Below are 25,533 nucleotides of genomic sequence, written 5' to 3' on the forward strand. Positions count from 1 at the left end.
TCAGGGATGACAGCGCGGCAACCCGCCTTCGGTTGCGATCAAGCGGGCTTTGCCGGGAGCAGCCTGCGTCCGAAGGCCAGGATCGCCAGCACCGGCAGCGCCAGCCCCACCACGGTCGCCGCGATGACGAGGTCCGGCAGCGCGGCGTAGGCCCCGCGCTCCACCACGAACACCGCGTTCAGGCCGCGGGAGACGATGGCGCCGGCCTGCAGCGCCAGGTTCATCAGGGACGCCATCAGCGCGAACCAGGTGGCCCGCCGTCCCTCCGGCGCGTGCATCGCGATCAGCGTCAGCATCGGGATCATGGCGAGCTGCGCCATCGGCGCGGAGAAGGCGGTATCGACCAGCCCGATGGTGCGGGCGCCGAAGCCGAACATCCGTTCGGTCCATTCATGCAGGCCGAACAGCATGCCGATGGTTGGCAGCATGAAGGCCGCATTCAGCACCGCCAGCCAGAAGAACACAGCCCCCAGGGGCCAGCGCACGATCCGACCACCGAGCAGCAGCGCGCCCAGGATCGCAAGCCCGGTGCCCAGCTGTCCGAGCGTGCCGAAGAAGCCCTGGCTGTAGCCCAGCACGTCGATCTGCCACCATTGCAACGCTGGCCCCGGCGCCGGCATGGCGCGGAAGGCGAAGATGATGAGGCCGGCCGCCGCCATGGCGCGGCGGATTTCCGGCGGCACGCCCGCCACCGTCAGCCGCAGCAGCGCCAGCAGCACGACGAGCGCCAGCAGGAAGCCGATCTCCTCGGCGAAGGGCGGCTGCGCCAGGCCGAGCGTGAGCATCGCCGCGCCAAAGGCCGCACCGCCCCACAGCACCCGCGCATCCGGGCGCTCCCGCGCCTCGCCGGTCTCGCGCAGCAGGAAGGCCGCGATCAGGGAGGGCAGCGGCAGCAGGGCGGCGATCAGGAAGATGGTGGACGTCGGCCACACCTGCGCCAGCCAGCCGCCGAGGCCGGCCGTCGCGAAGGCACCGCCCATCAGCGCGACGCGACCGAGCACCTGCACGTCGCCCAGTTCCGCCTGCACCACACCCGGGTCGCGCGGCGTGCCCTGGGCGTCGGTGCGGTCCACCACCTCCGTCGTCATCGCATCCGCGACGCTGTCCTGAACGACCAGTCCAACGACAGCGGCGAGCGAGGCGGCGACATAGGCGGCCTCCGCCGGCACCGGCGCGGTCAGCCCCGCCGCCGCGGCGGCCAGCACCAGGTTGGCGGCGACCTGCAACGCCGCACCGAGCAACACATAGGCGCGGCGGCGGGAGCCCATGATGGGCACCGTATCCACCAGGTGGCCGACCACCATCTTCAGGGTCCAGGGCACCGTCAGCCAGGCCGCCAGCGCCAGCAGGCTGGAGGCGGACAGGCCAAGCTGTTCGCGTACCCAGAAGGTCTCGGCGATCGCCGCGAAACCGCTGGCGCCGGCGACCAGGTAGATCAGCAGCGGCGGCGCGGTGCGCCGGTTCAGCATGGCCAGCGGCGCCAGCCAGCCGCGGGCGGGCTGGTCAGCCATGCGTCATGCTTGGCACATGACCTGCCAACCTGCGGCCGGCACCGCCGGCCGAGGCCGCGAATGCGGGCCGCCGCAGGTGCGGCGAGCCAAGTGAAGCGCCGGCGCCTGAGGGTGGGAATGCGGCAGCATTTCCACGGCCCGGTGTCAGGCTGCCGGCGACAGCACGTGGATGACGCGGCTGGCCACCATCTCTCGCGTCTTCGCGGCATAGGCCGCCATGTGCGGCGCGGCGCCATGCGCGGCCAGGGCGGCCGGGCTTTCCCACTTCTCCACCACCACGAAGCTGTCCGGGCCGAGCGGGGTCTGGATGCGGCCGATGCCCTCCGCATCCACCGCCGGGCCGTATTCGATGCAGCCATCCTCGGCCAGCACCGCCGGGATGTTGGCGCGCATTTCCGTCAGCACCGCCTCCCGCATTCCCGGCTTCGTGGTGATGATGGCGAGCACATGGATCATCGGGGCGTTTCCCTGGTTGCGCCGGCAGGGTCCGCCGCGGCAGGGGCGGGCGTCAACCTCACACCAGCCCGCCATTCACATGCAGCACCTGCCCGGTGACGTAGGCGGCGCCGGGCGAGGCGAGGTAGGCCACTGCCCGCGCCACATCCTCCGGCGTGCCGAGCCGGCCGAGCGGGATGCGCGCCCGCACGGCATCCCACTGCGCCGGGCTCAGCGCGGTATGGCCGCCGGCGTCCTTCTGGGTGAAGCCGGGCGCCACGGCATTCACGGTGGTGCCGGATTTCGCCGCCTCCACCGCCAGCGACCGCACCAGCGCCTCCACCCCCGCCTTCGCGGCCGCCGTCGCCGGGAACAGCGTGGCATCGGTTCGGAAGACATGCGCGACAAAGGAGGAGATGGCGACGAGCCGCGGCGCCTCGCCCGCCGCCAGCAGCGGCAAGGCGGCGCGGGCCAGCCGCAGGAACGCCCACAGCACCGTGTCCATGGATTTCGCGAAGCCGGCGTCGGTCAGGTCCGCCACCGGCGTGCGGTCGGCGAAGCCGGCATTGGCCACCACCACGTCCAGCCCGCCGAAGCGCGCCACGGCCTGCGCCACCAGCGCGGCCGGCGTCTCCGCATCGCCGATGTCGCCCAGCGCCACCTCGGCCAGCCCGCCGGCCTCGCGCACCGCGCCGGCGGTCCGCTCCGCACCCTCCGTATTGCGGCGGGTGTGCACCAGGATGGCGGTGCCCGGCCCGGCCAGCGCGCGGCAGCAGGCGGCGCCGATGCCGGTCGCGGCGCCGGTGACCAGGATGGTACGGGGGCGGCTCGGCATCGGGGCACTCCTTCGGGGAAGCGGCAGGATGTGGGGGACGCCGCGGTGCCGCAAGCTGGCCCGAACATTGCAGAGCCTCCATGAGCTATCCCGCCCTGCAAGGACCTCCTCGATGCGTCTCTCGCGCCGCACGCTGCTTGCCGCCGGCCCCACGCTTCTCGCCGCGCCCGCTCTCGCTCAGAGCCTCACGCCCATCCGCTTCACGCTGGACTGGCGTTTCCAGGGCATCCATTCCTGGTTCTACCTGGCCCGCGAGCGCGGCTGGTTCCGCGAGGCGGGGCTGGAGGTGACGATCGACCAGGGCGACGGCTCCGCCGGCACCATCACCCGCGTCATGTCGAATGCCTATGACGCAGGCTTCGGCGACATGAATGCGATCATCCAGCAGGCAGCCAACCGGCCTGGCGAACAGCCGCTGATGGTCTACCAGATCTACAACAAGGGCCCCTTTGCCGTGTTGACCAAGGCGGATGGGCCGATCAAGACGCTGGCCGACCTGCAGGGTCGCAAGCTCGGTGGGCCGACCGGGTCGTCCGCCATTCTGCTGTGGCCGCTGCTGGCGCGGCTGTCGGGCGTCGATGCCTCGAAAGTCGAGATCGTCAACATGTCGCCCACCTTGCAGGAGCCGATGCTGATCCGCGGCCAGGTGGATGCGGTGACGGCCTTCAGCCTGACCAGCCATTCCAACCTGGTCGGCCTCGGCCTCAATCCGGACCACGACTTCCGCTGGTTCATGTTCGCCGATTCCGGGATCGAGGCCTATTCGAACGGCGTCATGGTCTCCCAAAGGTTGGCGCGGGACAATCCGAACGCGGTGCGAGGGCTTGTCGCCGCGATAAACCGGGCCATGATCGAGGTCGGCCGCAACCCGGCCATGGGGGCGCAGCTGATGCAGCGCGTGGAGGCGACCATCAATGTCGAGGTTGAGCGCCAGCGCATCGAATTCGCCTGGCGCGCGGTGATGGCGGTGCCCGAAACCATGCAGCTCGGCGCCGGCGACCTGGACGATGCGCGCCTCACCCGCGCCATCGCGCAGACGGTGGAGGTGTTTGGCCTGCCGCGCACGCCGACGCCCGCCCAGGTGTTCAGCCGCGCCTTCCTGCCGGCGCGTGACCAGCGCGAGCTGCCGCCGGCGCGGGCCTGACACCAATGCCTGGCACCTTGCTGATTCGTGGCGCGCGCGCCTGGGTGCCGGGCTGCGATCCGCACCGGCCGCCGGTGCGGGACGTGCTGATCCGCGAGGATCGCATCGTCGCGGTCTCCGAACCCGCCGGTGCCCTGCGTGAGGGCCCGCCGCTGGAGGTGCCGATCGGGACGGAGGAGCTGGAAGCCTCCGGCCGCCTGCTGATCCCGGGCCTGGTCAGTGCGCATTACCATTCCTACGACACGCTGCTGAAGGGCCGCTTCGAGGACATGCCCTTCGACGTCTGGGCGCTGCATTCCCAGCCGGCCTATTGGGGCCGCAGGTCGAAGGCGGAGTTGCGCGCGCGCACGCTGCTCGGCGCCATGGAGTGTCTGCGGAACGGCATCACCACGATCCAGGACATGAACAGCCTGGTGCCGCAGGATGAGGAGACGCTGGACATCATCCTGTCCGCCTACGCCGAGGTCGGCATCCGCGTCGTGTTCTCGATTGCCGTGCGGGACGTGCCGGATTTGGATATCGCGCCCTTCCTGCCGGAGATGACGCCGGAGGTGGCGGCGCTGGTGACCGGCAAGCCGGGCGACCCGGCGGCCGACCTTGCCTTCGTCGCGGCGCAGATCGCGCGCCTGTCGCCGCTGCCGCCGCGGCTGCATTGGGCGCTCAGTCCCTCCGGCCCGCAGCGCTCCTCCCGCCAGCTGCTGGAAGGCATTGGGGAGCTGTCGGAGCTGCACGGGCTACCGGTGCTGACGCATGTGTATGAGACGCGCGCGCAGTTGGCGAAGGCGCGGCGCGAATACGGCGCCGATGGCGGGTCGCTTGTGCGGCACATGGCGGCGGTCGGGCTGCTGACGCCGCGCACCACGCTGGCGCACGCCATCTACATCACGCCGGAGGAGATCGAGCTGGTGGCGCGCGCCGGGGCCGGCGTGGTGCACAACCCGCTGGCCAATCTGAAGCTCAAGAACGGCGTCGCGCCACTGGCCGACTTCAAGCGCCACGGCGTGCGGCTGGCGCTGGGCTGCGACAACAACAGCTGCTCCGACTGCCAGAACCTGTTCCAGGCCATGAAGATGTTTTGCCTGTTGTCCGCCGGCAGCGATGCGAATCCGGGCGGCGCGCTGGCCTGCGACGCGGTGGAGGCCGCCACGACCGGCGGTGCGCGCGCGGTGGGGCTGGAGGGGCAGGTCGGCGCGATCGTGCCGGGGATGAAGGCGGACCTCACGCTGCTGAACCTGGACGACCTCGCCTGGCAGCCATTCGGCAGCGCGGCGCGGCAGATGGTGTTCTCCGAGACCGGGCGCGGCGTGGACACGGTGCTGGTCGATGGCCGCATCGTGCTGCGTGGCGGCCGCCTGACCCTGGTGGACGAAGCCGCCTTCCGGATGGAACTCGCCGAGGTGATGCAGCAGGTGGAGGCCGACTATGCCGCGCTGGTCGCGCACCAGGCGCCGGCCATCGCGCCGCTGCTGGAGGCGACCGCGCGGCTGTCCCGCCAGGACCTCGGGCTGAACCGGCTGATCGGGCGCGCAGCCGACTGAAACGACGGTGAAACCGGCGCCGCTTCCCCCGCCGCGCCGGCTCCGTCATGGTCGGGCGGAGATCAGGGGAATCGGCACGGGATGAGTGGCTGGGACATCGCCTTCGGCCACCCCGTCACGCGCGGGCTGGTCGGCGCCACCATCGGCATCCTGCTGCTGGCCGCGGCCGTCATCGGCGCGCTGTCCGTCAGTGGTCGCGCCAGCCCGGCCTTGCTGCGCGAATTGTGGCTGCGGCTGGGGTCCTGGGCGGTGCTGCTGCCGCTGATCATGGCGCCGATCCTGGCCGGGCGCGTCTTCACCATCGCCGCCGTCACGCTGCTCGGCCTGGCCTGCCTGCGGGAGTATGACCGCGCCACCGGGCTGTTCCGCGAATACCTGCTCGTCGCGGTCGTCGCCATCGGCATCCTGGCCGCGAACTTCGCGGCGCTGGACCACTGGTACGGCTTCTTCGTGGCCCTCTGGCCGCTGACTGTGACGATCATCGCCGTCGCCTCCATCCCGCTGGACCGGCCGGGCGGCTACATCCAGCGCACGGCGCTCGCGATCTTCGCCTACATGCTGTTCGGCGCCGGCCTCGCGCATCTCGGCTACATGGCGAACGACCCGAACTACCGGCCGCTGCTGTTGCTGCTGGTGCTTGCCGTCGGTCTGAACGACGTGGCGGCCTTCACCAGCGGCAAGCTGATCGGCGGGCCGAAGCTGCTGCCGGCGACCAGCCCGAACAAGACCATCTCCGGCGCGCTCGGCGCGCTGGTCTGCACGACGCTGCTGGTGGCCTATGTCGCCGGGCTGATCTTCGAAGGCACGCCGATGGACAGCCCGTGGAAGCTGATCCTGCTCGGCGCGCTGGTCAGCATCGGCGGGCAGGCCGGCGACCTGATGCTGTCTTCGATCAAGCGCGACATCGGCATCAAGGACATGGGCGTGCTGCTGCCCGGCCATGGCGGCATCCTGGACCGCTTCAACAGCCTGCTGCTGGTGGCGCCGGCGACCTTCCACCTGATCCAGTTCTACATCGGCTGGGGCATGGATGCGCCGACGCGCATCCTGACGGGCGCGCCATGACCGACTGGCAGATCAAGCCGGCCCGCGACCTCGGCCTGCCCACGGCGGAACGCCTGCGCAGCCATGGCCGGGAGGCAGGCCTGGTCGGCACGCTGCTGCAGGGCAGCTGGCGCCGGCTGGTGCGCGCATACATGGCGGCGATGCACCGGCTGGAGGTGACCGGGCGCGAGAACCTGCCCGCGACGCCGCCTTACGTCATGGTCGCGAACCATTCGAGCCACCTCGATGCGCTGGCCGTCGCGGCGGCGCTGCGCGGGCTCGCGGCACGGCGTGCGCATGCGCTGGCCGCGGGCGATACCTTCTTCACCTCCACGCCGATGGCCGCCTTCGCCGCCTATGCCATCAATGCGCTGCCGGTGTGGCGCCGCAAGACCCGCCTGAAGGATCTGGTGACGCTGCGCACGCGGCTGGAGGAGGATGCGCTGGTCTATATCCTGTTCCCCGAGGGCACCCGTTCCCGCGACGGCAGCATGGGCGCCTTCCAGCTGGGCCTCGGCGCCTTCGTCGCGGGCTCCGCCGTGCCGGTGGTGCCCTGCTGGCTGGAAGGCGCGCACGCCGCCTGGCCGCCGCAGGCGCGCCTGCCTAAGCCAGGCCGCCTGCGCCTGCACATCGGCACGCCACTCAGCTTCGCCGACACGCCGCAGGACCGCGCCGGCTGGGCGCAGGTCGCGGCGCAGTGCGAGGCGGCCGTGCGGGCGCTGGCGCCGAGATGACTCTTTACGAACTGAAACCCCGCTTCCAGGCGCTGCTGCGCCCGATGGTGGGCCGCATGGCCGCCGCCGGCATTACCGCGAACCAGGTGACGCTGGCCGCGGCGATTGGCTCCGTGGCGCTCGGCGCGCTGCTGCTGGCGACGCGGATCCACGCCTGGTTCCTGCTTGTGCCGCTGTGGCTGCTGCTGCGGATGGGCCTGAATGCCGTGGACGGCATGCTGGCGCGGGAGCATGGGCAGAAAAGCCGGCTCGGCGCCTATCTGAACGAACTAGGCGACGTGGTCTCCGACGCCGCGCTGTACGCCCCCTTCGCGCTGGTCGCGCCCTTCGGGCCGGGCTGGGTCGGCGCCGTGGTGGTGCTGTCCGTCGTCTCGGAATTCGCCGGCGTGCTGGGGGCGGAGCGACGCTATGACGGGCCGCTGGGCAAAAGCGACCGCGCGCTGGTCTTCGGCGCGCTCGGCCTGTGGATCGGCCTGGCCGGGCCGCTGCCCGAGGTGACCTTCTGGATCATGCCGATCCTGGCCCTGCTGCTGGCGGCCACCATCGTCAACCGCGTGCGCGCCGGGTTGCGGTAGCCTACTGCCCCGGTGTCGGGATCGGCGGCGGCGCGAGGGTGGCGACGAAGCGGAACCGCTCGCCCGGCGGCCATTGCGCAACCAGCCCGCCGCCGCGCAGCAGGGTGGACAGGATGCGCATGCCGAGGCCTCGGCCCTTCACCTTGTCATAGTCCTTCGGCGGTCCCTCGCCGCCATCCTCCACCGTCAGCGTGCCCGCTCCATCCAGCCCGCCGATGTCGAGCCGCACCACCACGCCGTCGCGTCCGTATTTGAAGGCATTGGTCACCAGTTCGGTGACCACCAGGCCGAGCGTCGTCACCCGGTCGCCGTCCCAGATCTCCGCCTCGCTGGCCTCGGTGAGTTCCAGCTCCAGCGGACGTTCCGAATCGCCGACGCCGAGCGAGTTGCGCAGATCCTCGATCAGGCCGCGCAAGTAGGTGCCAACCGAGACCTGGCCGATGGCGGGGCCGGAGAACAGGCGCTCATGCACCGCGCCGATGGTCATGATGCGGCGGGCGGCCTGTTCCAGTTGCAGGCGGGCTTCCGGGTCCTCGACCTCCCGCAATTGCAGCCGCAGCAGGGTCTGGGCGATCTGCAGGCTGTTCTTGACCCGGTGATGCGCCTCCCGCGTCAGCAGGTCGCGGTCGCGGCGGTCCCTCTCGCGGTCGATGGCGAGGCCCATGACATTGGCCAGCGCCTGGAGGAAATCGACGTCGCTTTCAGAGAAATCCTCATCCTCGTCCTGGCTGTCCACCTCCAGCACGCCGAAGGGCGGCGCGCCGGCCTCGCCGCGGATCAGCACGTTCACCGCCCGACGCACGCCGTGCTCGACCATGACCTGCGGTGTGCGGAAGCGCCCCTCCCCGCCCAGATGGTTCGAGATGACGGGTGCGCCGGTGCGCAGCGCGAAGCCGGCCGGGGAGGCGAGGTCGGTGCCGAACTTGATGACGCCGACCACACCGTCCCGCCAGCCGACGCCGGCGACGATCAGCAGCGCGCCTTCGCCCGCGATGTGCTGCAGGACCTTGGACAGCATGGTGCCCAGCCCTTCCGCCGCCATGCGGGCTGCCTCGTCCAGCAGCGTCTCAAGATCCGGTCCGCGCAACGCCTCGCGCCCGAAGGCGGAAATCAGCTGCTGCTGGCGCAGGCGGCGGCGCAACTCGCCACCCTCTTCAATCACGACCTCGCCGGACATCGCAGAAATTCCATTGCGCGCAGACTTCGATCCCGCGCCGAAACTCCTGTCCCGGCGACGCCTCCGATCTTCCATCCCATGCGCGGCGCAGCATTTGCAAGCGCGTGGCCGCGTAACGGTTGCGCCGCCTCGGCCAATGCGAAGACTACCAGAACAGGCGGGCCGGCGTTCCCACCAGGATGCGCGCGCGATCTTCCGGACGCGGTGTCCAGTCCGTGAACAGGTCCAGCAGCGCGCCGTCATCCGGCATCGTCGCGGCGGGGATCGAGGTGTGCGGCCAATCTGTGCCCCACAGCAGCCGATCCGGGTTGGCGGCCAGCAGCGCCGCGTGGAACGGCTGTGCATCGGCATAATCCGGGAATGCCGTCGAGAGCCGGTAGGGCGCGGAGACCTTCACATGCGCCGCCCCCTCCCCCACCAGCCGCAGCAGGGCCTGGAAGCCGGGGTCCGCGATGCCGAGCGCCGCCGGCACCATCAGCATGTGGTCGAGCACCACCGGCATCTCGCGTGAGATTCCGGAAAGCTCGGCCGCGATGGCCGGCAGCCGGCGGTGGTGGCAGAATACCTGCACTACCCAGCCCAGGTCGCGCATCACCGGGCGGAACCGTTTGAGAACCTCCAGCCCCACTCCCTGCACATAGCCCGGCCGCGCATCCGGCGCGTGCTCGTGGAAGCGCAGCCCGCGCACGCCCAGGCGGTGCCAGTCGCGCAGCGCCTCGGGCGCGACGCGCGCATCGGTGATGGCGATGGCGCGCAGACGGTCCGGCGCGCGTTCCAGCGCATCCAGCAGCGCCGCATTGTCGTAGCCATGCGCGTTGCCCTGCACCAGGACGCCGCGCGAAAGGCCAAGCCGGTCGAGCAGCGCGAGATAGGCCTCGACGGGCGCATCGGGCGGCGTGTAGCCGCGGCCTTCGGCGAAGGGAAAGCGCGCCTCCGGCCCGAAGATGTGGGCGTGGGCATCCACCGCACCTGGCGGTGGCGCGGTGTGCGGCAGGCGGGGCAGGGCGACCGGCCCGGCGATGCGGGCCGGCGCGGTGCTCATGCCTCCGCGGCCAGCAGCGCGGGCGTGATACGCCAGGCGGCGGCTCCGGCCTCCGGCGGCTCCATCAGCAGCGGCAGGGCGTTCGGCGTCCGCACATTCGCCTCCAGCCCCGCAGCCTGGCGCAGCGCGCGGAACAGCGCGCCATGCGCGACCACCAGCACCGGCCCGGGCCGTGTCACGGCACGGTTGATGCCGCGAACCGCGCGGTCCCGCAGTTCGGCGAAGGTCTCGCCGCCCTTCGGCGTGTAGTCGCCGGCGATCCAGTCATCGTACCAGTCGCCCATCGGCAGGCCTTCCTGCGCGCCGAAATTCACCTCGGCAAGGTCGGGGTCCAGCGTCACCGGCAGGCGGAGCAGCTCCGCCGTCACCTCCGCCGTGCGCCGCGCCCGCACCAGCGGGGACGCGACGATGCTGGCGATGCCGATCGGCTGGATGGTGCGCGCGGCGCGGGCCGCCTGCGCCTCGCCCACTTGGTTCAGCGGGATGTCGGTGCGGCCCTGCGACAGGCCCTGGGCGTTCCAGTCCGTCTCGCCATGGCGCAGGAACCAGAAGGTGGTGGGGTGCAGCATCTTTTGTTTAGCCTCGCGCCTGTTCAGCCGCAGTCGCCGCCGCCACGCCCGGCATCGCCGCCACGCGCGCCTGCAGCGCCGCCAGATTCGTCAATGCCACGGCATCCAGCTTCAGGAACCCGCCGAAGGCGACCAGCGCGGCCAGGAAGATGTCCGGTGCCGTGGGCTGCGCGGTGCCGAGCAGCGTGCCGCCCGCCTTGGCCACTGCCGCATCGGCGAAGGCCAGCGCCTGCGCCGCGCCGCCCGTCGCATGGGCCCGCACCGCCTGCTGCGCCGCCTGGTCGTCCCCGGCCAGGATTCGCGGGTTGAAGGCGGCCGAAAAACTGCGGCCCATGGTCCAGTGGCACCAGGCGAGCCATTCCAGCCCCTTCGCGCGTCCCGTCGCATCGCGCGGCAGCAGGCCGGCCTCCGGCGCCGCCTCCGCGAACCAGCACAGGATGGCGGGGATTTCCGTGATGACGGTGCCATCCGGCAGTTGCAGCGCCGGCACCTCCCCCTTCGGGTTCATCGCCAGGTAGTCGGGGCGGCGCGTGTCGCCGGCGCGGATCGAGACGAAGCGCGCCTCGAACGGCACGCCGGAAACCATCGCGACCTGATGCGCGATGGAGCCGGAGCTGAAGGTGGAGGTCCAGAGGATCGGGGTGGACATCGCCGGCGGGCTCAGGCCCGGAGCCTCACGCCGGCAGCCCTTCCTGCTGCAGCGCGCGCTGCACCGCCGGGCGGGACAGCATGGCGTCGAGGTGCTTCGCGAGGTGCGGCGGCAGGGTCATGCCGGACCGCCGGGTCGCCCAGTATTCCACGAAGAACAGCGCCGCATCGGCCACGGAATAGCCCGAGGCCAGGGCATAGGTGCCACCGGCCCAGTTCCGGTCCAGCGTCTCGAAATACTTGGTGGCCAGCGCCTTGCCCTGTTCGACCACCTTCGGGAAATCTGCCTCGTTCGGGGCGAAGTTGGCCGGACGGAACTGGCGGGTGAAGCCCTGCGGGTGGATGGTGCCGCAGACGTAGTCCAGCATCTCCAGGCAGCGGGTCTCGGCCTCGAACTCGGTCGGTACCAGGGCGGCTTCCGGGTTGGACTTGGCCAGCCACCAGGCGATTACGGGAAATTCGGTCAGCACGCGGCCATCGCCGCGGTCCAGCGCCGGGACCTTGGATTTCGGGTTGACCGCGACGTAGTCCGGCTTGTGCTGGGCGCCGTCCTTCAGCGCCACCGCCGACAACTCGTAGGGCTTGCCGATCTCCTCCAGCACGATGTGGATTCCGAGCGAGCAGGCGCCGGGCGAGTAGTACAGCTTCATGGACCGTCTCCAAGGCAAGTGTTGGCGGGAGACTAGGATGCGGCGCCTGGGGCGTCACCCCCTTGGCCGGGTCGCCGCGACATGTGCAGACTGTCGGCAACAAGGTCTGCAACCGAGGGAAACGCTGGAATGACGACGCGCCGATACCTGCTGGCCGGCTTTGGCGCCGCGCCGCTGCTGGCCATGCCACGGCTGGCGCGTGGCCAGTCCGGCGTTCAGGCAGGCGGCTACCCCACCCGCGCGGTCACCATCGTCGTGCCGTTCCCGCCCGGTGGCGGCACGGATGTGCTGGCGCGCATCCTCGCGCAGAACTTCCAGGAGAGCTGGCGCCAATCCGTCGTGGTGGAAAACCGCGGCGGCGGGGCCGGGCGGATCGGCCTGCAGCAGGTGCAGCGGGCGCAGCCGGACGGTCACACGCTGCTGGTGACCTCGACCGGCGGGATCATGGGCCTGGCCGGCGCGGGCGGCGACGCGGCCTTCGCGGTGCGGGACCACCTGACGCCGGTCAGCCTGATCGCGGCGCCGGCCTATGTCATCGCCATGCATCCCGGCGTCGGCGCGAAGACTGTCGGGGAGCTTGTGGCGCTGGCGAAGCAGCGGCCCGGCCACTTCACCTTCGGCAGCAGCGGCACCGGCGCCGCCAGCCACCTGGCGGCGGAGCTGTTCTGCTCGATGGCAGGCATCGAGATGCTGCACGTGCCCTATCGCGGCACCGGCCCGGCGCTGACCGACCTGATCGCCGGCCGCATCCACCTGATGTTCGCGCCGCCGCAGACCGTCGCGGCGGCGGTCGCCGCGAACCAGGTGGTGAACCTGGCTGTGACGTCGGAACGCGCCAGCGCCCTGTTGCCGGGCGTGCCGCCGGCAAGCTCCACCGGCCTGCCCGGCTATGCCGCCGTCGGCTGGTTCGGGCTGTTCGCGCCGAGGGGGCTGCCGGCGCCGATCGCCACGAAGATCGCGGCGGATGCGGCAACGGCGCTGTCCACCCAGGCGACGAAGGACCGGCTGGCGACGCTGGGCGCGGAGCCCGAGCCGATGACGCCGGATGCCTTTACCGGCTACATCGACGCGGACATCGCCAAATGGCAACGCGTCGTCCGCGAACGCAACATCACACTCGAATAGGCTAGACCCGATGATCCGGTTGGCGACCTTCCTCGCAGCGGGCGACCTGCGCCCGCGCCTCGGCGCTGTCGACGGCGAAACGCTGCGCGACCTTTCGGCGGCACATGGCCCGGACTGGGACATGCGGCGCGCCCTGCTGCTGCCGGTGCCGGCGCTGGCCGCGATTATCGCGCAGGCACCGCAGCGCCACCCGATCACAGCCTGCCACATCCTGCCGCCCATCACCAATCCCGGGAAGATCTTCTGCGTCGGCAAGAACAGCAAGGTGCACCGCGCGGAGCTGGTGGCGCAGGGCATGCTGAAGGAAGACCCGCAGGAGCCGACCGGCTTCGTGAAGCTGGCCGAGACGCTCGTCGGCGAAGGCGCCCGCGTCGCGCGGCCGGAGGGCATAACGACCTTCGACTACGAGCCGGAACTCGCCTTTATCGTCACCAGGCGCGCTTTCCATGTCGGGCGGGAAGACGCCCGGCATTACGTCGGCGGGATCACGGTCCTGAACGATCTGACGGCGCGTGAGATCCAGAAGCAGGAGGTGGTGTCCGGCACCAAGTTCTGGGTCTCGAAGAACATGCCCGGCTTCTGCCCGGTCGGCCCCTACGTGGTGCCGCTGGCGGAGGTGGCCGACCCCTACGACCTGTGGCTGACCTGCGACGTGAACGGCGAGCGCCGGCTGCGCGTCAACACGGATGAGTACATCCACCGCATCGAGGGCATCATCGCCCACTTCACCCGCTTCATGCCCTTCGAGGTCGGCGACATCATCGCCACCGGCGCGCCGCGCGGCACCGCCATCGGGCATGCGAATGCGGCGGAGCTGTACCTGAAGCCCGGCGACACCTGCGTCGCGGGTCTGGAAGGCCTGATGCAGTTGACCACGCATGTGGTGGCGCCGGGGGAAAGCTGAGCCGCCAGGTCCTGGCGCGTGTTCCAGGCCGCCCTGCGTGGACGCCGGGCCTGACGATGCTTCAATCCTCCGCGTCGCGCGCCCGGTCCAGCGCGCTGCGCAGGCGGCGCAGCAGGGGCAGGATGACGGCGATCTCGGCCTCGGCCAGGCCGTGATCCACCGCGCAGACCGATGCCTCGGCGATGCCGACCGCGCCGGCGCGGGCGGCGCGGCCCGCCGGCGTCAGGAAGACCAGCTTGCCGCGGCCGTCCTTCGGGTCGGGCGCGGTACGGACCAGGCCGCGCGCCTCCAGCTTCTGGATGGTGTTGGTCATCGCCGGGCGTTCCACCTGCACGGCGCGGGCGATGCGCGCCAGGCTGCGGCCGTCGCCCATCCGGGTCAGGTGGTTCAGCACGATGAAGTGGGACAGGCGCAGCCCCTCCGGCAGCGCCCGTTCCAGCCGGTTGCGGGCCAGATGCTCGATGATGGCGATCTCGTTCAGCAGCATGAAAACGGGCGGGTCCGCCGCGTGCTCCGCCGCCACCTGCTGGTCCCGTACCGGCGGATCGCTCATGCAGGGCGGATGCGGGTGGCGGCGGGCCAGCGCGGCGTCGGCGGCACGGCCGGGCCGTAGCCAAGGCGCCCCAGCATCTGCACGGTTCCTCCCTGCCCCAACATCGCCTGTGCCTCCGCGTAGTGTTCGGCCATCGCGGGAAACTCCTGCAACGCCTGGCTCACCGGATGCAGCGAGAGGCCGAGGCCGGTGGCGGCGAGGTTGAGGCGCAGCCAGTCCCGGCCCGAGGCCAGCGCTTCGGCCCGGCTGTTGCCCGGGGTGCTGGTCCAGACATAGGCCGGCGTTGCCTCCAGCATTGGCGCGTAGCGCGCCACCATGATGTCGTAGCCGGGGCGGCCGGGCAACATCGCCTCCCGCGTGATCTGGCCGGCGGCGACGGCTTCATCCAGCCCGGGACCGTAGATGCTGATGCCGTCCGGCTGGGCGGCCACGGCATCGCGGCCCATCCGCATCAGGTCGACGCTTTCCAGATGCGCCGCCTCCGTCGTCGCTTCCGTCCGCCAGGCACGCCAGGCCAGGGCGCGGATGGCGGCGACCTGGTCCGGTGCGCTGGTGCCGCCGAAGCGGCGCGGCGCGGCGACCTGCGTGGCCAGGTCGGCCAGCGCCTCGGGCGGCACCGGGCGCGCCATGTCATAGGGGCGCTTCACCGACCGCCGCTGGGCCCATGGGCGAACAGCGGGTCCGGGCTGCCGCCGGGCGCCAGCCGCAGCAGCGCCACCGGGCGGCCGTCCAGCCGCGGGCGAGGCTCGCCTTCGGGGAAGGGCGTCAGCGTGGTGGCGAAGCCCTGCGCGGCGGCGGCCAGGCGGAACAACTCGGCAAAGGCGCCGAGGCCGATGGTGATCTGGCGATCGAACGGATCCGTCACCGGCAGGCGGCGGTCGAGGTCGCAGCGCAGCACCACCGTATCCGGCGCGGCTGCGGGCAGTTCGGCCACCCAGGGCTGCCGGTTGTGCGGGTTCGGTGCCAGCACGGCCCAGGCCAGGGCGCGGATGCGCGGGTCCGGGTGGGCGGCGGCGGCCGGCGCCTCCGCCCAGGGGGCGGCCGGGTCGCTGCGAGCGGCCTGGCCCATCGCGCGGCCGGCGGAGGGCAGCGGCGACAGGATCAGGGCGGCGGCGCCGGCGGCGCGGAGGATGTGGCGGCGGGTCAGGGTCATGGCGAGCCTATTTTGTTTGATATCGAACTAGATAATTCGCTATCGAACTTTCTGCAAGCCGAATCAGCCTCTGCCGGGGCCTCCCCACCGACCGCTCCGCTCAAGCGGACGCGACCGGCCCATGTGGGTCCCGGCCGAGACGCCCCTCGACAGAGGCCCCGGCGTCGTGGTCCGCTATCGGCATGGGAGGAACCAACCCGGCGGCGCAGGCCACGCCCGAGATCTCGGGTCCGCTTGGGGATGGCTATCTTGAACTGGATGCGTCGCTCACCATCCTGCGCCCCGCCGCCTGGGCCGGCCGACACCTTGCGGAGGTCCTGCCCGCTTCCGCCGAGACGTCGCTGCGCCAGGTGATGTGCTCCGGCGCCGGCACCAGCCTGGTGCTGCCGGCGCCCAGCGCAGCCGGACCGTCCGACGAGCGCGTGGAATGGCAGGTCCACGGCAATGCCGCCGGCGGCCTGTCCATCTTCCTCCGCCGCCTGCCGGACCCCCAGGCCGGCCGGCTCGGCCTGCTGGCCGCGCTGGATGAGGGGTTCCTGCTGGGCGAGATCGTCGGCGATCCGTCGGGGCCGCCGACGGATGTGCGGTTCATCGAGGCCAACCCGGCGGCCATCCGCCTCGCCGGGGAGGACTACACCGGCCGCAGGCTGTCCGACCTCGACTCCGCCCTGGCCCCCTGCTGGCGTGAGATTTTCCGCGCGGCGCCGGCCGAGGGCAGCGGCCTGCGCTTCGAGTTCCTCCTGGCGCCGCTGCGCATCTGGCTGGAATGCTACGTGGTGCGGCTGCCCCTCCCCGGTCCCCGCCTCGTCGCGGCGCTGTTCCGCGACGTGACGGAGCGCCGGCGCGCCGCCGCGGCACTGGAGGAAAGCGGCCGGCGCATGGCGGCGATTGTCGCCCATGCCGCGGTCGGCCTCAGCGAGGTCGCGCTCGATGGCCGGTTCATCGAGGTGAATGACGAGTTGTGCCGCATTTTGGGCCGCGACCGCCCGACGGTACTCGCCCTCGGCGTTGCCGAGGTGACCTGGCCGGAGGATCTGCCGGCCAGCCGCGCCGCGCTGCAACGGGTGATCGAAACCGGGAAGCCTGTGGCGGTGGACAAGCGCTACCTGCGCCCGGATGGCAGCGCGGTCTGGGCCAGCAGCAGCCTCAGCCGGCTGGACGACGAACAGGGCCGCCCTCGCGCCGTGCTGGCGGTGACGGCGGACCTGACGACGCGCCGGCAGAACGAGGCGCATCTGTACGAGAGCGAGGCGCGCGTACGCACGCTGGCGGAGGGCATCCCGCAACTGGTCTGGCGTTCCTCCCGGGCGGGCGAACTCGATTGGGTGAGCCCGCAATGGACCGCCTTTACCGGGCTGAGCCTGGAAGCGAGCCTCGGCCATGGCTGGCTGGAGGCGGTGCACCCCGAGGATCGCGAGGCGACGCTGGACGCCTGGGCGGTGGCGGAGGCGGAGGGCCGCTTCGCCGTCGAACACCGCATCCACGTCGTCACCGACGGCTACCGCTGGTGCCAGAGCCGGGCCGCGCTGCGCCGGGAGGATGGCGTGGCGGAATGGCTCGGCACCTCCACCGACATCGAGGACCAGGTGCGCCTGCGCCACGACCTGGCGCGGGCGCGGGACGAGATGGAAATGCTGGTTGCCGACCGCACCTCCGAACTCGCCAATGCGCTGGAGGCGCTGCGTGCCGAGGTGCAGGAGCGCGAAAGGGCGGAGGAGGCGCTGCGCCACACCCAGAAGCTGGAAGCCGTGGGACAACTGACGGGCGGCATCGCGCACGACTTCAACAACATGCTGCAGGGCGTCACCGGCGGGCTGGACATGGCGCGCCGCCGCGTCGAACAGGGGCGCGGCGCGGATGCGGTGCGCTACCTGGAGGCCGCGCAGGATGCGGCGCAGCGCGCGGCGGCGCTGACCCGGCGGCTGCTGGCCTTCGCCCGGCGCCAGCGCCTGGAACCCCGCCTGCTGGACCCGGGTGCGCTGATCCAGGGGATGAGTGACCTGGTCCGCCGTACCGTCGGACCCTCCATTGCGGTGGAGCTGGAGCTGGACCAGGGCCGCGGCAGCAGCGTGCTGTGCGACCCGAGCGAGCTGGAGGGGGCGTTGCTGAACCTCTGCATCAACGCGCGCGACGCCATGCCGGACGGCGGGCACCTGGTCATCGGCACCGCCACGCGGCGCTTCGGCAAGGCGGAGCTGCTGCGCCATGTCGGCGCGGAGCCGGGCGAGTATGTCGGCCTCTCGGTCTCCGACACCGGCACCGGCATGCGGCGGGAGGTGATGGAGCGGGTCTTTGAGCCCTTCTTCACCACCAAGCCGCAGGGTCAGGGCACCGGGCTTGGGCTCAGTCAGGTCTATGGCTTCGTGCGGCAATCCGGCGGGCTGGTGCGGATTGAAAGCACGTTGGGACGCGGCACCACGGTGCGGCTGTGGCTGCCGCGTCACGACATGCTGGCGGCGCCGGCGGCCGCTGAGTCGCGCACCGCGCCGAAGCGCTGCGCAACCGGCGAGGTGGTGCTGCTGGTCGATGACGAAGCGGCCGTGCGCACCCCGGCCGCCGCCCGGTTGCGGGAGCTGGGCTACGAGGTGCTGGAAGCCCAGGACGGCGCCGCCGCGCTGCGGATGGTCAGCGCCCGGCAGCGCATCGACCTGCTGGTAACCGACGTGGGCCTGACCGGCAGCATGAACGGGCGGCAACTGGCGGAGGTGCTGCACGACCAGCGGCCAAACCTGCCGGTGCTGTTCATCACCGGCTATGCCGGATCCGTGCTGCCGCAGGGCGTCGACGTGATCGGCAAGCCCTTCGCGCTGGATGCGCTGGCGCAACGGGTTCAGGCGGCGCTGGCCCGGCCTTGACCGGACGGCGCTTTCCATCCGGGCCGCCGCGCGGATAGGCTCGCCGCAAAGCCAGGAGGACTTCATGCCGGAATACCGTACGGTTGCCGAACTGCTTGGGCGCGGCGCGGCGGACGAGCCCGCCATCCGCGCCACGGAAGGCCGCGCGCCGCTGACCTATGCGGCGCTGCGCGAACTGGTCGCGGCGACCGGGGCGGCGCTGAACGCGGTGGGCATCGGGCGCGGCGACCGGGTGGCGATCGTGCTGCCGAACGGACCGGAGATGGCGACGGCCTTCCTGGCCGTGGCCTGCCACGCCACCACGGCGCCGCTGAACCCGGCCTATCGGGGCGAGGAATTCGAGTTCTACATCGACGACCTGAAGTCGAAGGCGCTGCTGGTGGCGCAGGGCGTCGAGACCCCGGCCCGCGCGGCGGCGGCGAAGCTCGGCGTGCCGGTGATCGAGGTGGTGCCGGATGCGACCCGCGGTGCCGGCGCCTTCACGCTGGTGGGCGGCACGCCGGGCCAGGCGGCACGGCCGGGCCTGGCCGGGGAGGATGACGTGGCGCTGGTGCTGCACACCTCCGGCACCACGGCGCGGCCGAAGATCGTGCCGCTGACGCATGGCAACGTCACCGCCTCCGCGCGCCACATCGGCGCGGCGCTGGCGCTGACGGCCGATGATGCCTGCCTGAACGTGATGCCGCTGTTCCACATCCATGGGCTGATCGCCGCCGTGCTGTCCTCGCTCGGTGCGGGCGGCGCGGTGTGCTGCACGCCGGGCTTCGATGCGCTGCGCTTCTTCCGCTGGCTCGATGAGGAACGGCCGAGCTGGTACACGGCTGTGCCGACGATGCACCAGGCGATCCTGTCGCGGGCCGAGCGCAACGCGGACATCATCGCGCGTGCCCGGCTGCGCTTCCTGCGCTCGTCCTCTGCCTCCCTGCCCGGCCCCGTCATGCAGCAGCTGGAGAAGACCTTCGGCGCGCCGCTGGTGGAAAGCTACGGCATGACCGAGGCGGCGCACCAGATGGCGTCCAACCCCCTGGCCGGGCCGCGCAAGCCGGGCAAGGTCGGGCTGCCGGCGGGGCCGGAAGTCGCCATCATGGCCGATGACGGCACGATGCTGCCGCAGGGCGAGATCGGCGAGGTTGTGATCCGTGGCCCGAACGTCACCAAGGGCTACGAGGCGAACCCGGAGGCGAATGCCAAGGCCTTCCTGAATGGCTGGTTCCGCACCGGCGATCAGGGGATGCTGGACGAGGACGGGTTCCTGATGCTCACGGGGCGCCTCAAGGAACTCATCAACCGCGGTGGCGAGAAGGTGTCGCCGCTGGAAGTGGACGGCGTGCTGTCGGCGCATCCCTGCGTGGCGCAGGCGCTGTGCTTTGCCATGCCGCACGCCAAGCTCGGCGAGGAGATCGGCGCCGCCGTGGTGCTGCGCGACGGCATGGAACTGACGGAGCGCGAATTGCGCGACTTCGCTGCGCAGCACCTGGCGGACTACAAGGTGCCGCGGAAGGTCGTGTTCCTGGCCGACATCCCGAAGGGGGCGACGGGCAAGCTGATGCGCATCGGGCTGGCCGAGAAGCTGGGGCTTTCGCTGTGAGCCCTGCCGTCGAGGCGGCGCGGATCACCGCCATCACGCCGCAGCTTCGCACCACGGACCTGGACGCCTCGATCGGCTTCTACACCGGCAAGCTCGGCTTCACGCTGGGCTTCCGCTGGCAGGATTTCTATGCCGGCATCTGCGCGGGCGAGGCGGAGTTCCATCTCAAGCTCGTCGATGCGCCAGATCCGTCCATCGACTATGTCGCGCAGGGCGACCACGTCCATCTCTACTTCCAGGCACCGGATGTCGAGGCGCTGGCGGCGGAGTTCCGCGCGCGCGGCGTCACCCTGATCGACGGGCCGGTAGACCGCCCCTGGGATACGCGCGAGATCGTCCTGCGCGACGACCAGGGCCACACGCTCTATTTCAGCCAGCCGCTCAACCAGGAGGAAAGCAAGTGATGCGGCTCTGCGTGTTCGGCGCCGGTGCGATCGGCGGGCTGATGGCGGCGAAGCTCGCGGCCAAGGGCGATGCGGAGGTCACGGTGGTGGCGCGCGGGCCGCACCTGGCGGCGATGCAGGCGAACGGCCTGCGGCTGCGCGGCGGCGGGCAGGACATTGTGGTGCATCCGCGCTGCGTCGGGTCGGCGGCGGAAGCCGGCGTGCAGGATTATGTCGTCGTCACGCTGAAGGCGCATGCGCTGCCGGGTGCGGCGCCGCAGATGCAGCCGCTGCTGGGGCCGGACACCGCCATCGTCTCCGCCGTCAACGGCATCCCCTGGTGGTACTTCTACAAGCATCCCGGCGGCTTCGAGGACCACCGCGTGAAAAGCGTCGATCCGGAGGGCCAGGTGTGGGAGATGCTGCATCCCTCGCGCGCCATCGGCGCCATCGTCTACCCGGCGGCGGAAGTCGCCGAGCCCGGAATCATCGAGCATACCTATGGCGACCGCTTCACCCTCGGCGAGCCTGATGGCAGCCGCAGTGCGCGCGTCAACGCCCTGTCGGAGGCGCTGATCGCCGCCGGCTTCAAGGCGCCGGTGCGCCCGAAGATCCGCGACGAGATCTGGGTGAAGCTGTGGGGCAACCTGGCCTTCAACCCGATCAGCGCGCTGACCGGCGCGACGCTCGATGTCATCACTGGCGATCCAGGCCAGCGCCAGGTCGCGCGCGACATGATGCTGGAGGCGCAGGCGGTCGGCGAGAAGCTCGGCGTGCGCTTCGGCATCGATGTGGACAAGCGCATCGCCGGCGCGGCGGAGGTCGGCGCGCACAAGACCTCCATGCTGCAGGATCTGGAACGCGGCCGGCCGATGGAGATCGATGCGCTGCTCGGCGTGGTGGTCGAGATGGCGGAGATGGTGGAGCTGCCGGTGCCGACCTGCCGCACCGTGCTGGCGCTGGTCCGCGCGCGCGGCCGCAGCGCGGGGTGTTACGCCGGCTGAGGATTGAAGATGTTGCGGAGCGTGCCGATTCCCTCGATCGTCACCTCCACCACCATCCCCGGCCGCATCGGCAGCGTGCCGACCGATGTGCCGCAGGCGATCACGTCGCCGGGTTGCAGCGTCATCTCGCGCGAGATCAGCGAGACGATGCGGGCCGGCGGCAGGATCATGTCGCTGCACGGATAATCCTGGCGCACCCGGCCGTTCAGCGCGACCTTCACGCGCAGCGCGGACCAGTCGATTCCGGTGGCGATGGCCGGGCCGATGGGGCCAAAACTGTCGCAGCCCTTGGCGCGCGCCCATTGCGGGAAGGACGGGTCGGCGTGCAGCAGGTCCAGCGCCGTCACATCGTTGATGCAGGTCAGGCCGAAGATCGCGGCCCCCGCGTCAGCCTCCGACACATCGGTGCAGGTCGCGCCGATCACCAGGCCCAGCTCGCCCTCGTAGATCACGCGGCCGGCGTAGCTGGCGGGCGGGCGGATCGGCGCGTCGGGGCCGATGACGCAGCGCGGGTTCTTCAGGAAGGTCAGCGGAACGTCCGGCAACGCCAGGTTCTGCTTCGCGGCGGCCTCATGAAAATTGTTCCACAGGCCGATGAACAGGCCGGGCTGCACCGGGGCCCGCAGCGCCACATCGGCCAGTGGCACCACCTGCCCGGTCGGCGTCGGGCTGGCGAACAGGTTGCCCTGGTGGACCTCGACGGCCTCGCCTTCCAGCGTGCCGAACCCGTCCTGGCCGTCATGGTGGAACCGCACCCAAAGCGCCATCCGCGTTTCCTCCTGCATGCCTGGAGGAAGCCGTAGGACATGCAGCGACGCGGGTCGAGGGTTTGCAGGCCCTCGCGCGGCCCCTACTCTCGCCTCCGGCAGGGCGAGGAAACCAGGCATGTCCGCGGGCGTCGACAGTTTCGACTACGTCATCGTCGGCTCCGGCGCCGCCGGCTCCGTGCTGGCGAACCGGCTGACGGTGGACCCCGGCGTGACGGTCTGCGTGCTGGAAGCCGGGCCGCCGGACCGCAACCCGTTCATCCATATCCCCGCCGGCTTCATCAAGACGCTGGCCGACCCCGGCGTCACCTGGCAGTTCAAGACCGAAGCCATCCCAATGACCGGCGGGCGGCGCATCAGCACGACGCAGGGGCGCACGCTGGGTGGCTCCTCCTCCGTCAACGGGCTGATCTACAACCGTGGCCAGCCGGCGGACCTGGACAGCTGGGCGCAGCGGGGAAACCGCGGCTGGGGCTACGCGGATTGCCTGCCCTACTACCGGCGCAGCGAGAACCGCGTAGGTGTCGGCGATGAATCCCGAGGCCGCAACGCCGACGGCATTCCGATCACCGACATGGACTGGATCAACCCGGTCTCCGAAGCCTTCATCCAGGGCTGCCTCGGCCTCGGGATTCCGCGCGCGAAGGACTACAATTCGGGCCATCAGGCCGGTGTCGGCTACTACCAGCGTACCATCCGCAACGGCCGCCGCATCTCCGCCGCCGTCGCCTTCCTGCGGCCGGCGATGAAGCGCCCGAACCTGGAGGTCCGCACCAACGCCCGCGCCAGCCGCATCCTGTTCGAGGGCAAGCGCGCCGTCGGCATCCAGTACGTTGCCGCGCCCGGCGCCCCGGTACGGGAGGTGCGGGCGCGGCGGGAGGTGATCCTGTCCGCCGGCACGGTCAACACCGCGCGGCTGCTGCAGATCTCGGGCGTCGGCCCGGCCGATCTGCTGGGCCGCCTCGGCGTGCCGGTGGTGCATGAGGTGCGCGGCGTCGGCTCCAATTTCCGGGACCACTACGCCTCCCGCTTCGTGATGCGCGCGAAGCCCGGGGTGCAGACGCTGAACGAATTGTCGCGCGGCCTGAAGCTCGGCGGGCAGATTGCGCGCTGGGCGTTGCGGCGGCCCAACATCCTGGCCACCACGCCCTCCCACGTCCACGTCTTCTGGAAAAGCTTCGAGGGGCTGGACGAGCCGGACCTGCAATGCGTCTTCACCCCAGGCTCCTACGCCGAGGGCAAGGTCTATGTGCTGGACGACTATCCCGGCGTCACCGCCGGCGCCTGGCAACACCGCCCGGAAAGCACCGGCTGGGTGCGGGCGCGCAGCACCAACGTGTTCGAGGACCCCGAGATCAACCCGAACTACCTCTCGGACCCGATGGACATCCGCGTGCATCTCGGCGGCATGCGGCTGCTGCGGCGGATGCTCGGCACGCCGGAACTCGGCCGGCTGCTGGTGGGCGAGACGCTGCCCGGGCCGAAGGTGCAGGGCGACGACGAATTGCTGGACTTCGCCAAGCGCAACGGCAGCACCACCTACCACCTGATCGGCACCGCCCGGATGGGACCGGAGACCGACCCGAGCGCGGTGGTGAACGACCGGCTGCTGGTGCATGGCATGCAGGGGCTGCGGGTGGTCGATGCCTCCATCATGCCCGCCATGCCTTCCGCCAACACCTATGCGACGACGCTGATGATCGCGGAGAAGGCGGCCGACTTCATTCTCGGCAGGCCGGCCGGTTGAGTGGCGCGGCCGGGCGCCGCATAACGCCCAGCCATTGCAGGACCACCGCCATGCCAGAAAATGAGGATCGGGTCGGCCAAGCGGTCGCCCTGGCGCAGGATGTGGGCGAGGACCTCGATTCCATCCTGCTGACCACCTACCCGGACGCCGAGACGCTCGACACGCTGCGGCCCGGCGCGCCGGACCTCGCCACGGTGAACGCCGTGACCCGCGCCGTGGCGCAGGCGCTGGCGGCGCAGGGCGTCGAGATCTTCGTCCAGGTCGCCGACCGTGCCGCCTTCCGCCGCTGGATGCAGGGGCGGGAGGATACGCCCGCCATGCGGCGCGCCTGGATCGACCGCGGCCGCCTGCTGCGCGGCGCCCCGGCCTTCCGCGCGCTGGGGCTGGAGCCGCCGGCCGCGCCGAGGCCGCCGGGCTTCGGCAAGGCGCCCGGCCCGATCGCGGACCGGCTGATCACGGCCTTCGAGGCCGAGGATGGTGGCGCCTTCGACGACCTCGCCCAGGCGCTGCTGGCCGCCGAGCGGCAGGACGTGCTGGACTTGGCGCTGCGCAAGATCGCCGCGCGCCACGGCGACGATGCGGCGGAGGAGCTGGAGGACACGCTGCTCGCCGCGGCGGAGGCGGCCAGGCTCGGCCCCTCCGGCTGGGCGCAGGTGGTGGCGCTGCCGGTGGCGCTGCCCGCGGCACGGCCGCCCGATGCCGGCGCGATGGGCGAGAGCCTGGTCGCGGCCGGCCTGCTGCCGGACAGCCTGGAGGTCCGCTTCCTGCCGGGTTGGCGGTCGCCGGACGCGGTGGCGGAACTGTCGCCGCTCGCGGTGCGGCGCATCCTGCTCGACCTGCTGGCGGGGGCAGAACCGGCCGACCTGCCGCCGGGCGATACGGACCAGTTGGCGCAGCGCGGCTTCGGCGTGCTGGTCGGGCTGCAGGTCGACTGGTCCCTGCCTATCTGGGACGACATCGCCGAGGCCGGCGACCTGCCGCCGGAGCCGGAGGAGGACGCCGTCGAGACGCCCGAGGAAGCGCAACGTGCCGAGATGTTCGACCGCTGGCGCGGCGCGACCTTCGAGGCCTGCGAGGGCTGCGTGCCGCTCGCCATCGTGCCGCTGTCCGAGGTGGATGCCGAGATCGCGGAATTCATGGAGGAAGCCGGCGGCCAGACCGGAAGCCTGACCGAGATCCGCGACTTCGTCGCCATGGCCCGCGACGAGGCACGTGGCGAGGAAGTGGTGTGCCGGCCGGAGGTGCTGGGCGATGCGCTGGAGCTTTCGCTGTACACCGCCGGCGGCCGGTTCCTGGACAGCATGACCCTGGCCGGGGACCGCCTGCCGGCCCCGGCTGAGGAGGTGCCGCGGCTGATCGAGGCCTTCGTGCGCGTGGTCCGCGATACGCCCGGCAACTGAAGATTTGCCCGTTCTGAAAGCTTGTTGAACGCTTTTTGGGCATTTCGGGTGACAGCCCTGCCAGATTCCGCGGCGCGTGCCGTTGCCCGGATGGCACGTGCCATGCAACACGGGGGGCGGCGGTGCGCCCGGCGAAAGCCGGTCGCCGGGGT

At 71.3% G+C, this 25,533-nt stretch carries 25 protein-coding genes; 13 read left to right on the top strand and 12 right to left on the bottom strand.

Translation table 11 applies throughout. The features are described from left to right. Window positions 1-38: 38 nt before the first annotated feature. From ACLF3G_RS05195 to ACLF3G_RS05205, 3 genes are all read right to left on the bottom strand, one after another. On the bottom strand, window positions 39-1,511 hold the full coding sequence (locus ACLF3G_RS05195; RefSeq protein WP_430668277.1) for a hypothetical protein: 1,473 nt from the start codon (window positions 1,509-1,511) through the stop codon (window positions 39-41). Between the two features lie 144 nt (window positions 1,512-1,655). Beyond that, the gene (locus ACLF3G_RS05200; protein ID WP_430668278.1) at window positions 1,656-1,967 is read right to left on the bottom strand and encodes a putative quinol monooxygenase; all 312 of its coding nucleotides are present in this window, start codon (window positions 1,965-1,967) and stop codon (window positions 1,656-1,658) included. Between the two features lie 58 nt (window positions 1,968-2,025). After that, window positions 2,026-2,781, bottom strand: coding sequence for an SDR family NAD(P)-dependent oxidoreductase (locus ACLF3G_RS05205; RefSeq protein WP_430668279.1), 756 nt, complete (start codon window positions 2,779-2,781; stop codon window positions 2,026-2,028). A gap of 112 nt (window positions 2,782-2,893) precedes the next feature. Here ACLF3G_RS05205 and ACLF3G_RS05210 point away from each other — a divergent pair, with 112 nt between their 5' ends. The 5 genes from ACLF3G_RS05210 to ACLF3G_RS05230 all read left to right on the top strand — a co-directional run bounded on the left by ACLF3G_RS05210 (window position 2,894) and on the right by ACLF3G_RS05230 (window position 7,816). Beyond that, window positions 2,894-3,925 carry an ABC transporter substrate-binding protein gene (locus tag ACLF3G_RS05210; protein WP_430668280.1) on the top strand — a complete coding sequence of 344 codons (1,032 nt, stop codon included), beginning with the start codon at window positions 2,894-2,896 and terminating at the stop codon, window positions 3,923-3,925. A 5-nt stretch (window positions 3,926-3,930) separates the two neighbouring features. Beyond that, window positions 3,931-5,463 (top strand): amidohydrolase family protein, encoded by a 1,533-nt coding sequence (locus tag ACLF3G_RS05215; protein WP_430668281.1) that lies wholly within the window; start codon window positions 3,931-3,933, stop codon window positions 5,461-5,463. Window positions 5,464-5,544: 81 nt separating this feature from the next. Beyond that, complete coding sequence (locus ACLF3G_RS05220; RefSeq protein ID WP_430668282.1) at window positions 5,545-6,528, top strand: phosphatidate cytidylyltransferase; 984 nt, start codon at window positions 5,545-5,547, stop codon at window positions 6,526-6,528. Continuing rightward, a complete protein-coding gene (locus ACLF3G_RS05225) occupies window positions 6,525-7,241 on the top strand; it encodes a lysophospholipid acyltransferase family protein (protein ID WP_430668283.1) in 717 nt (238 codons plus the stop codon). The genes ACLF3G_RS05220 and ACLF3G_RS05225 overlap by 4 nt, the downstream gene beginning before the upstream one ends. Next, window positions 7,238-7,816 (top strand): CDP-alcohol phosphatidyltransferase family protein, encoded by a 579-nt coding sequence (locus ACLF3G_RS05230; protein WP_430668284.1) that lies wholly within the window; start codon window positions 7,238-7,240, stop codon window positions 7,814-7,816. The genes ACLF3G_RS05225 and ACLF3G_RS05230 overlap by 4 nt, the downstream gene beginning before the upstream one ends. Before the next feature lies 1 nt (window position 7,817). Here the strand turns inward: ACLF3G_RS05230 and ACLF3G_RS05235 are convergent, their stop codons facing one another. The 5 genes from ACLF3G_RS05235 to ACLF3G_RS05255 form a co-directional block, all read right to left on the bottom strand. Next, the gene (locus tag ACLF3G_RS05235) at window positions 7,818-8,993 is read right to left on the bottom strand and encodes a sensor histidine kinase (protein WP_430668285.1); all 1,176 of its coding nucleotides are present in this window, start codon (window positions 8,991-8,993) and stop codon (window positions 7,818-7,820) included. Between the two features lie 145 nt (window positions 8,994-9,138). Continuing rightward, window positions 9,139-10,035, bottom strand: a complete 897-nt coding sequence (locus ACLF3G_RS05240) for an amidohydrolase family protein (RefSeq protein WP_430668286.1) — start codon at window positions 10,033-10,035, stop codon at window positions 9,139-9,141. Further along, window positions 10,032-10,604, bottom strand: coding sequence for a histidine phosphatase family protein (locus tag ACLF3G_RS05245; protein ID WP_430668287.1), 573 nt, complete (start codon window positions 10,602-10,604; stop codon window positions 10,032-10,034). Before ACLF3G_RS05245 ends, ACLF3G_RS05240 begins: the two co-directional genes overlap by 4 nt. Before the next feature lie 7 nt (window positions 10,605-10,611). Then, on the bottom strand, window positions 10,612-11,253 hold the full coding sequence (locus ACLF3G_RS05250; protein WP_430668288.1) for a glutathione S-transferase family protein: 642 nt from the start codon (window positions 11,251-11,253) through the stop codon (window positions 10,612-10,614). A gap of 25 nt (window positions 11,254-11,278) precedes the next feature. Continuing rightward, complete coding sequence (locus ACLF3G_RS05255) at window positions 11,279-11,902, bottom strand: glutathione S-transferase family protein (protein ID WP_430668289.1); 624 nt, start codon at window positions 11,900-11,902, stop codon at window positions 11,279-11,281. 129 nt (window positions 11,903-12,031) lie between these two features. Between ACLF3G_RS05255 and ACLF3G_RS05260 the strand changes: the two genes are divergently transcribed. Beyond that, window positions 12,032-13,027, top strand: coding sequence for a Bug family tripartite tricarboxylate transporter substrate binding protein (locus tag ACLF3G_RS05260; protein ID WP_430668290.1), 996 nt, complete (start codon window positions 12,032-12,034; stop codon window positions 13,025-13,027). Between the two features lie 10 nt (window positions 13,028-13,037). Beyond that, window positions 13,038-13,931, top strand: a complete 894-nt coding sequence (locus tag ACLF3G_RS05265; RefSeq protein ID WP_430668291.1) for a fumarylacetoacetate hydrolase family protein — start codon at window positions 13,038-13,040, stop codon at window positions 13,929-13,931. Between the two features lie 61 nt (window positions 13,932-13,992). Here the strand turns inward: ACLF3G_RS05265 and ACLF3G_RS05270 are convergent, their stop codons facing one another. From ACLF3G_RS05270 to ACLF3G_RS05280, 3 genes are read right to left on the bottom strand one after another with little or no spacing between them, the layout of a single operon-like run. After that, entirely contained in the window at window positions 13,993-14,484 is a 492-nt protein-coding gene (locus tag ACLF3G_RS05270; RefSeq protein WP_430668292.1) for a MarR family winged helix-turn-helix transcriptional regulator, read from the bottom strand. After that, the gene (locus ACLF3G_RS05275) at window positions 14,481-15,131 is read right to left on the bottom strand and encodes a hypothetical protein (protein ID WP_430668293.1); all 651 of its coding nucleotides are present in this window, start codon (window positions 15,129-15,131) and stop codon (window positions 14,481-14,483) included. Before ACLF3G_RS05275 ends, ACLF3G_RS05270 begins: the two co-directional genes overlap by 4 nt. After that, window positions 15,128-15,637, bottom strand: a complete 510-nt coding sequence (locus ACLF3G_RS05280) for a hypothetical protein (protein WP_430668294.1) — start codon at window positions 15,635-15,637, stop codon at window positions 15,128-15,130. The genes ACLF3G_RS05275 and ACLF3G_RS05280 overlap by 4 nt, the downstream gene beginning before the upstream one ends. A gap of 182 nt (window positions 15,638-15,819) precedes the next feature. Here ACLF3G_RS05280 and ACLF3G_RS05285 point away from each other — a divergent pair, with 182 nt between their 5' ends. The 4 genes from ACLF3G_RS05285 (at window position 15,820) to ACLF3G_RS05300 (ending at window position 21,467) form a co-directional block, all read left to right on the top strand. After that, the gene (locus ACLF3G_RS05285) at window positions 15,820-18,492 is read left to right on the top strand and encodes a PAS domain S-box protein (protein WP_430668295.1); all 2,673 of its coding nucleotides are present in this window, start codon (window positions 15,820-15,822) and stop codon (window positions 18,490-18,492) included. Window positions 18,493-18,556: 64 nt separating this feature from the next. Next, a complete protein-coding gene (locus ACLF3G_RS05290; RefSeq protein WP_430668296.1) occupies window positions 18,557-20,080 on the top strand; it encodes an acyl--CoA ligase in 1,524 nt (507 codons plus the stop codon). Continuing rightward, window positions 20,077-20,484, top strand: coding sequence for a VOC family protein (locus tag ACLF3G_RS05295; RefSeq protein WP_430668297.1), 408 nt, complete (start codon window positions 20,077-20,079; stop codon window positions 20,482-20,484). Before ACLF3G_RS05290 ends, ACLF3G_RS05295 begins: the two co-directional genes overlap by 4 nt. Next, the gene (locus ACLF3G_RS05300) at window positions 20,484-21,467 is read left to right on the top strand and encodes a 2-dehydropantoate 2-reductase (RefSeq protein ID WP_430668758.1); all 984 of its coding nucleotides are present in this window, start codon (window positions 20,484-20,486) and stop codon (window positions 21,465-21,467) included. The genes ACLF3G_RS05295 and ACLF3G_RS05300 overlap by 1 nt, the downstream gene beginning before the upstream one ends. Here ACLF3G_RS05300 and ACLF3G_RS05305 read toward each other — a convergent pair. Beyond that, window positions 21,455-22,234 (bottom strand): fumarylacetoacetate hydrolase family protein, encoded by a 780-nt coding sequence (locus ACLF3G_RS05305; protein WP_430668298.1) that lies wholly within the window; start codon window positions 22,232-22,234, stop codon window positions 21,455-21,457. The genes ACLF3G_RS05300 and ACLF3G_RS05305 overlap by 13 nt on opposite strands. A gap of 118 nt (window positions 22,235-22,352) precedes the next feature. Between ACLF3G_RS05305 and ACLF3G_RS05310 the strand changes: the two genes are divergently transcribed. Continuing rightward, a complete protein-coding gene (locus tag ACLF3G_RS05310) occupies window positions 22,353-23,981 on the top strand; it encodes a GMC family oxidoreductase (RefSeq protein WP_430668299.1) in 1,629 nt (542 codons plus the stop codon). Between the two features lie 50 nt (window positions 23,982-24,031). After that, window positions 24,032-25,381: a hypothetical protein gene (locus tag ACLF3G_RS05315; protein ID WP_430668300.1), complete on the top strand. Its 1,350-nt coding sequence runs from the start codon at window positions 24,032-24,034 to the stop codon at window positions 25,379-25,381. Window positions 25,382-25,533 lie beyond the last annotated feature (152 nt).

Source organism: Falsiroseomonas sp. HC035, assembly GCF_050563525.1.
Taxonomy (GTDB): domain Bacteria; phylum Pseudomonadota; class Alphaproteobacteria; order Acetobacterales; family Acetobacteraceae; genus Falsiroseomonas.

Bases quoted from the DNA above. Each gene is read 5' to 3' on its own strand.
- ACLF3G_RS05195 (WP_430668277.1), bottom strand. From the start codon at position 1,511: ATGGCTGACCAGCCCGCCCGCGGCTGGCTGGCGCCGCTGGCCATGCTG.
- ACLF3G_RS05200 (WP_430668278.1), bottom strand. From the start codon at position 1,967: ATGATCCATGTGCTCGCCATCATCACCACGAAGCCGGGAATGCGGGAG.
- ACLF3G_RS05205 (WP_430668279.1), bottom strand. From the start codon at position 2,781: ATGCCGAGCCGCCCCCGTACCATCCTGGTCACCGGCGCCGCGACCGGC.
- ACLF3G_RS05210 (WP_430668280.1), top strand. From the start codon at position 2,894: ATGCGTCTCTCGCGCCGCACGCTGCTTGCCGCCGGCCCCACGCTTCTC.
- ACLF3G_RS05215 (WP_430668281.1), top strand. From the start codon at position 3,931: ATGCCTGGCACCTTGCTGATTCGTGGCGCGCGCGCCTGGGTGCCGGGC.
- ACLF3G_RS05220 (WP_430668282.1), top strand. From the start codon at position 5,545: ATGAGTGGCTGGGACATCGCCTTCGGCCACCCCGTCACGCGCGGGCTG.
- ACLF3G_RS05225 (WP_430668283.1), top strand. From the start codon at position 6,525: ATGACCGACTGGCAGATCAAGCCGGCCCGCGACCTCGGCCTGCCCACG.
- ACLF3G_RS05230 (WP_430668284.1), top strand. From the start codon at position 7,238: ATGACTCTTTACGAACTGAAACCCCGCTTCCAGGCGCTGCTGCGCCCG.
- ACLF3G_RS05235 (WP_430668285.1), bottom strand. From the start codon at position 8,993: ATGTCCGGCGAGGTCGTGATTGAAGAGGGTGGCGAGTTGCGCCGCCGC.
- ACLF3G_RS05240 (WP_430668286.1), bottom strand. From the start codon at position 10,035: ATGAGCACCGCGCCGGCCCGCATCGCCGGGCCGGTCGCCCTGCCCCGC.
- ACLF3G_RS05245 (WP_430668287.1), bottom strand. From the start codon at position 10,604: ATGCTGCACCCCACCACCTTCTGGTTCCTGCGCCATGGCGAGACGGAC.
- ACLF3G_RS05250 (WP_430668288.1), bottom strand. From the start codon at position 11,253: ATGTCCACCCCGATCCTCTGGACCTCCACCTTCAGCTCCGGCTCCATC.
- ACLF3G_RS05255 (WP_430668289.1), bottom strand. From the start codon at position 11,902: ATGAAGCTGTACTACTCGCCCGGCGCCTGCTCGCTCGGAATCCACATC.
- ACLF3G_RS05260 (WP_430668290.1), top strand. From the start codon at position 12,032: ATGACGACGCGCCGATACCTGCTGGCCGGCTTTGGCGCCGCGCCGCTG.
- ACLF3G_RS05265 (WP_430668291.1), top strand. From the start codon at position 13,038: ATGATCCGGTTGGCGACCTTCCTCGCAGCGGGCGACCTGCGCCCGCGC.
- ACLF3G_RS05270 (WP_430668292.1), bottom strand. From the start codon at position 14,484: ATGAGCGATCCGCCGGTACGGGACCAGCAGGTGGCGGCGGAGCACGCG.
- ACLF3G_RS05280 (WP_430668294.1), bottom strand. From the start codon at position 15,637: ATGACCCTGACCCGCCGCCACATCCTCCGCGCCGCCGGCGCCGCCGCC.
- ACLF3G_RS05285 (WP_430668295.1), top strand. From the start codon at position 15,820: ATGGGAGGAACCAACCCGGCGGCGCAGGCCACGCCCGAGATCTCGGGT.
- ACLF3G_RS05290 (WP_430668296.1), top strand. From the start codon at position 18,557: ATGCCGGAATACCGTACGGTTGCCGAACTGCTTGGGCGCGGCGCGGCG.
- ACLF3G_RS05300 (WP_430668758.1), top strand. From the start codon at position 20,484: ATGCGGCTCTGCGTGTTCGGCGCCGGTGCGATCGGCGGGCTGATGGCG.
- ACLF3G_RS05305 (WP_430668298.1), bottom strand. From the start codon at position 22,234: ATGGCGCTTTGGGTGCGGTTCCACCATGACGGCCAGGACGGGTTCGGC.
- ACLF3G_RS05310 (WP_430668299.1), top strand. From the start codon at position 22,353: ATGTCCGCGGGCGTCGACAGTTTCGACTACGTCATCGTCGGCTCCGGC.
- ACLF3G_RS05315 (WP_430668300.1), top strand. From the start codon at position 24,032: ATGCCAGAAAATGAGGATCGGGTCGGCCAAGCGGTCGCCCTGGCGCAG.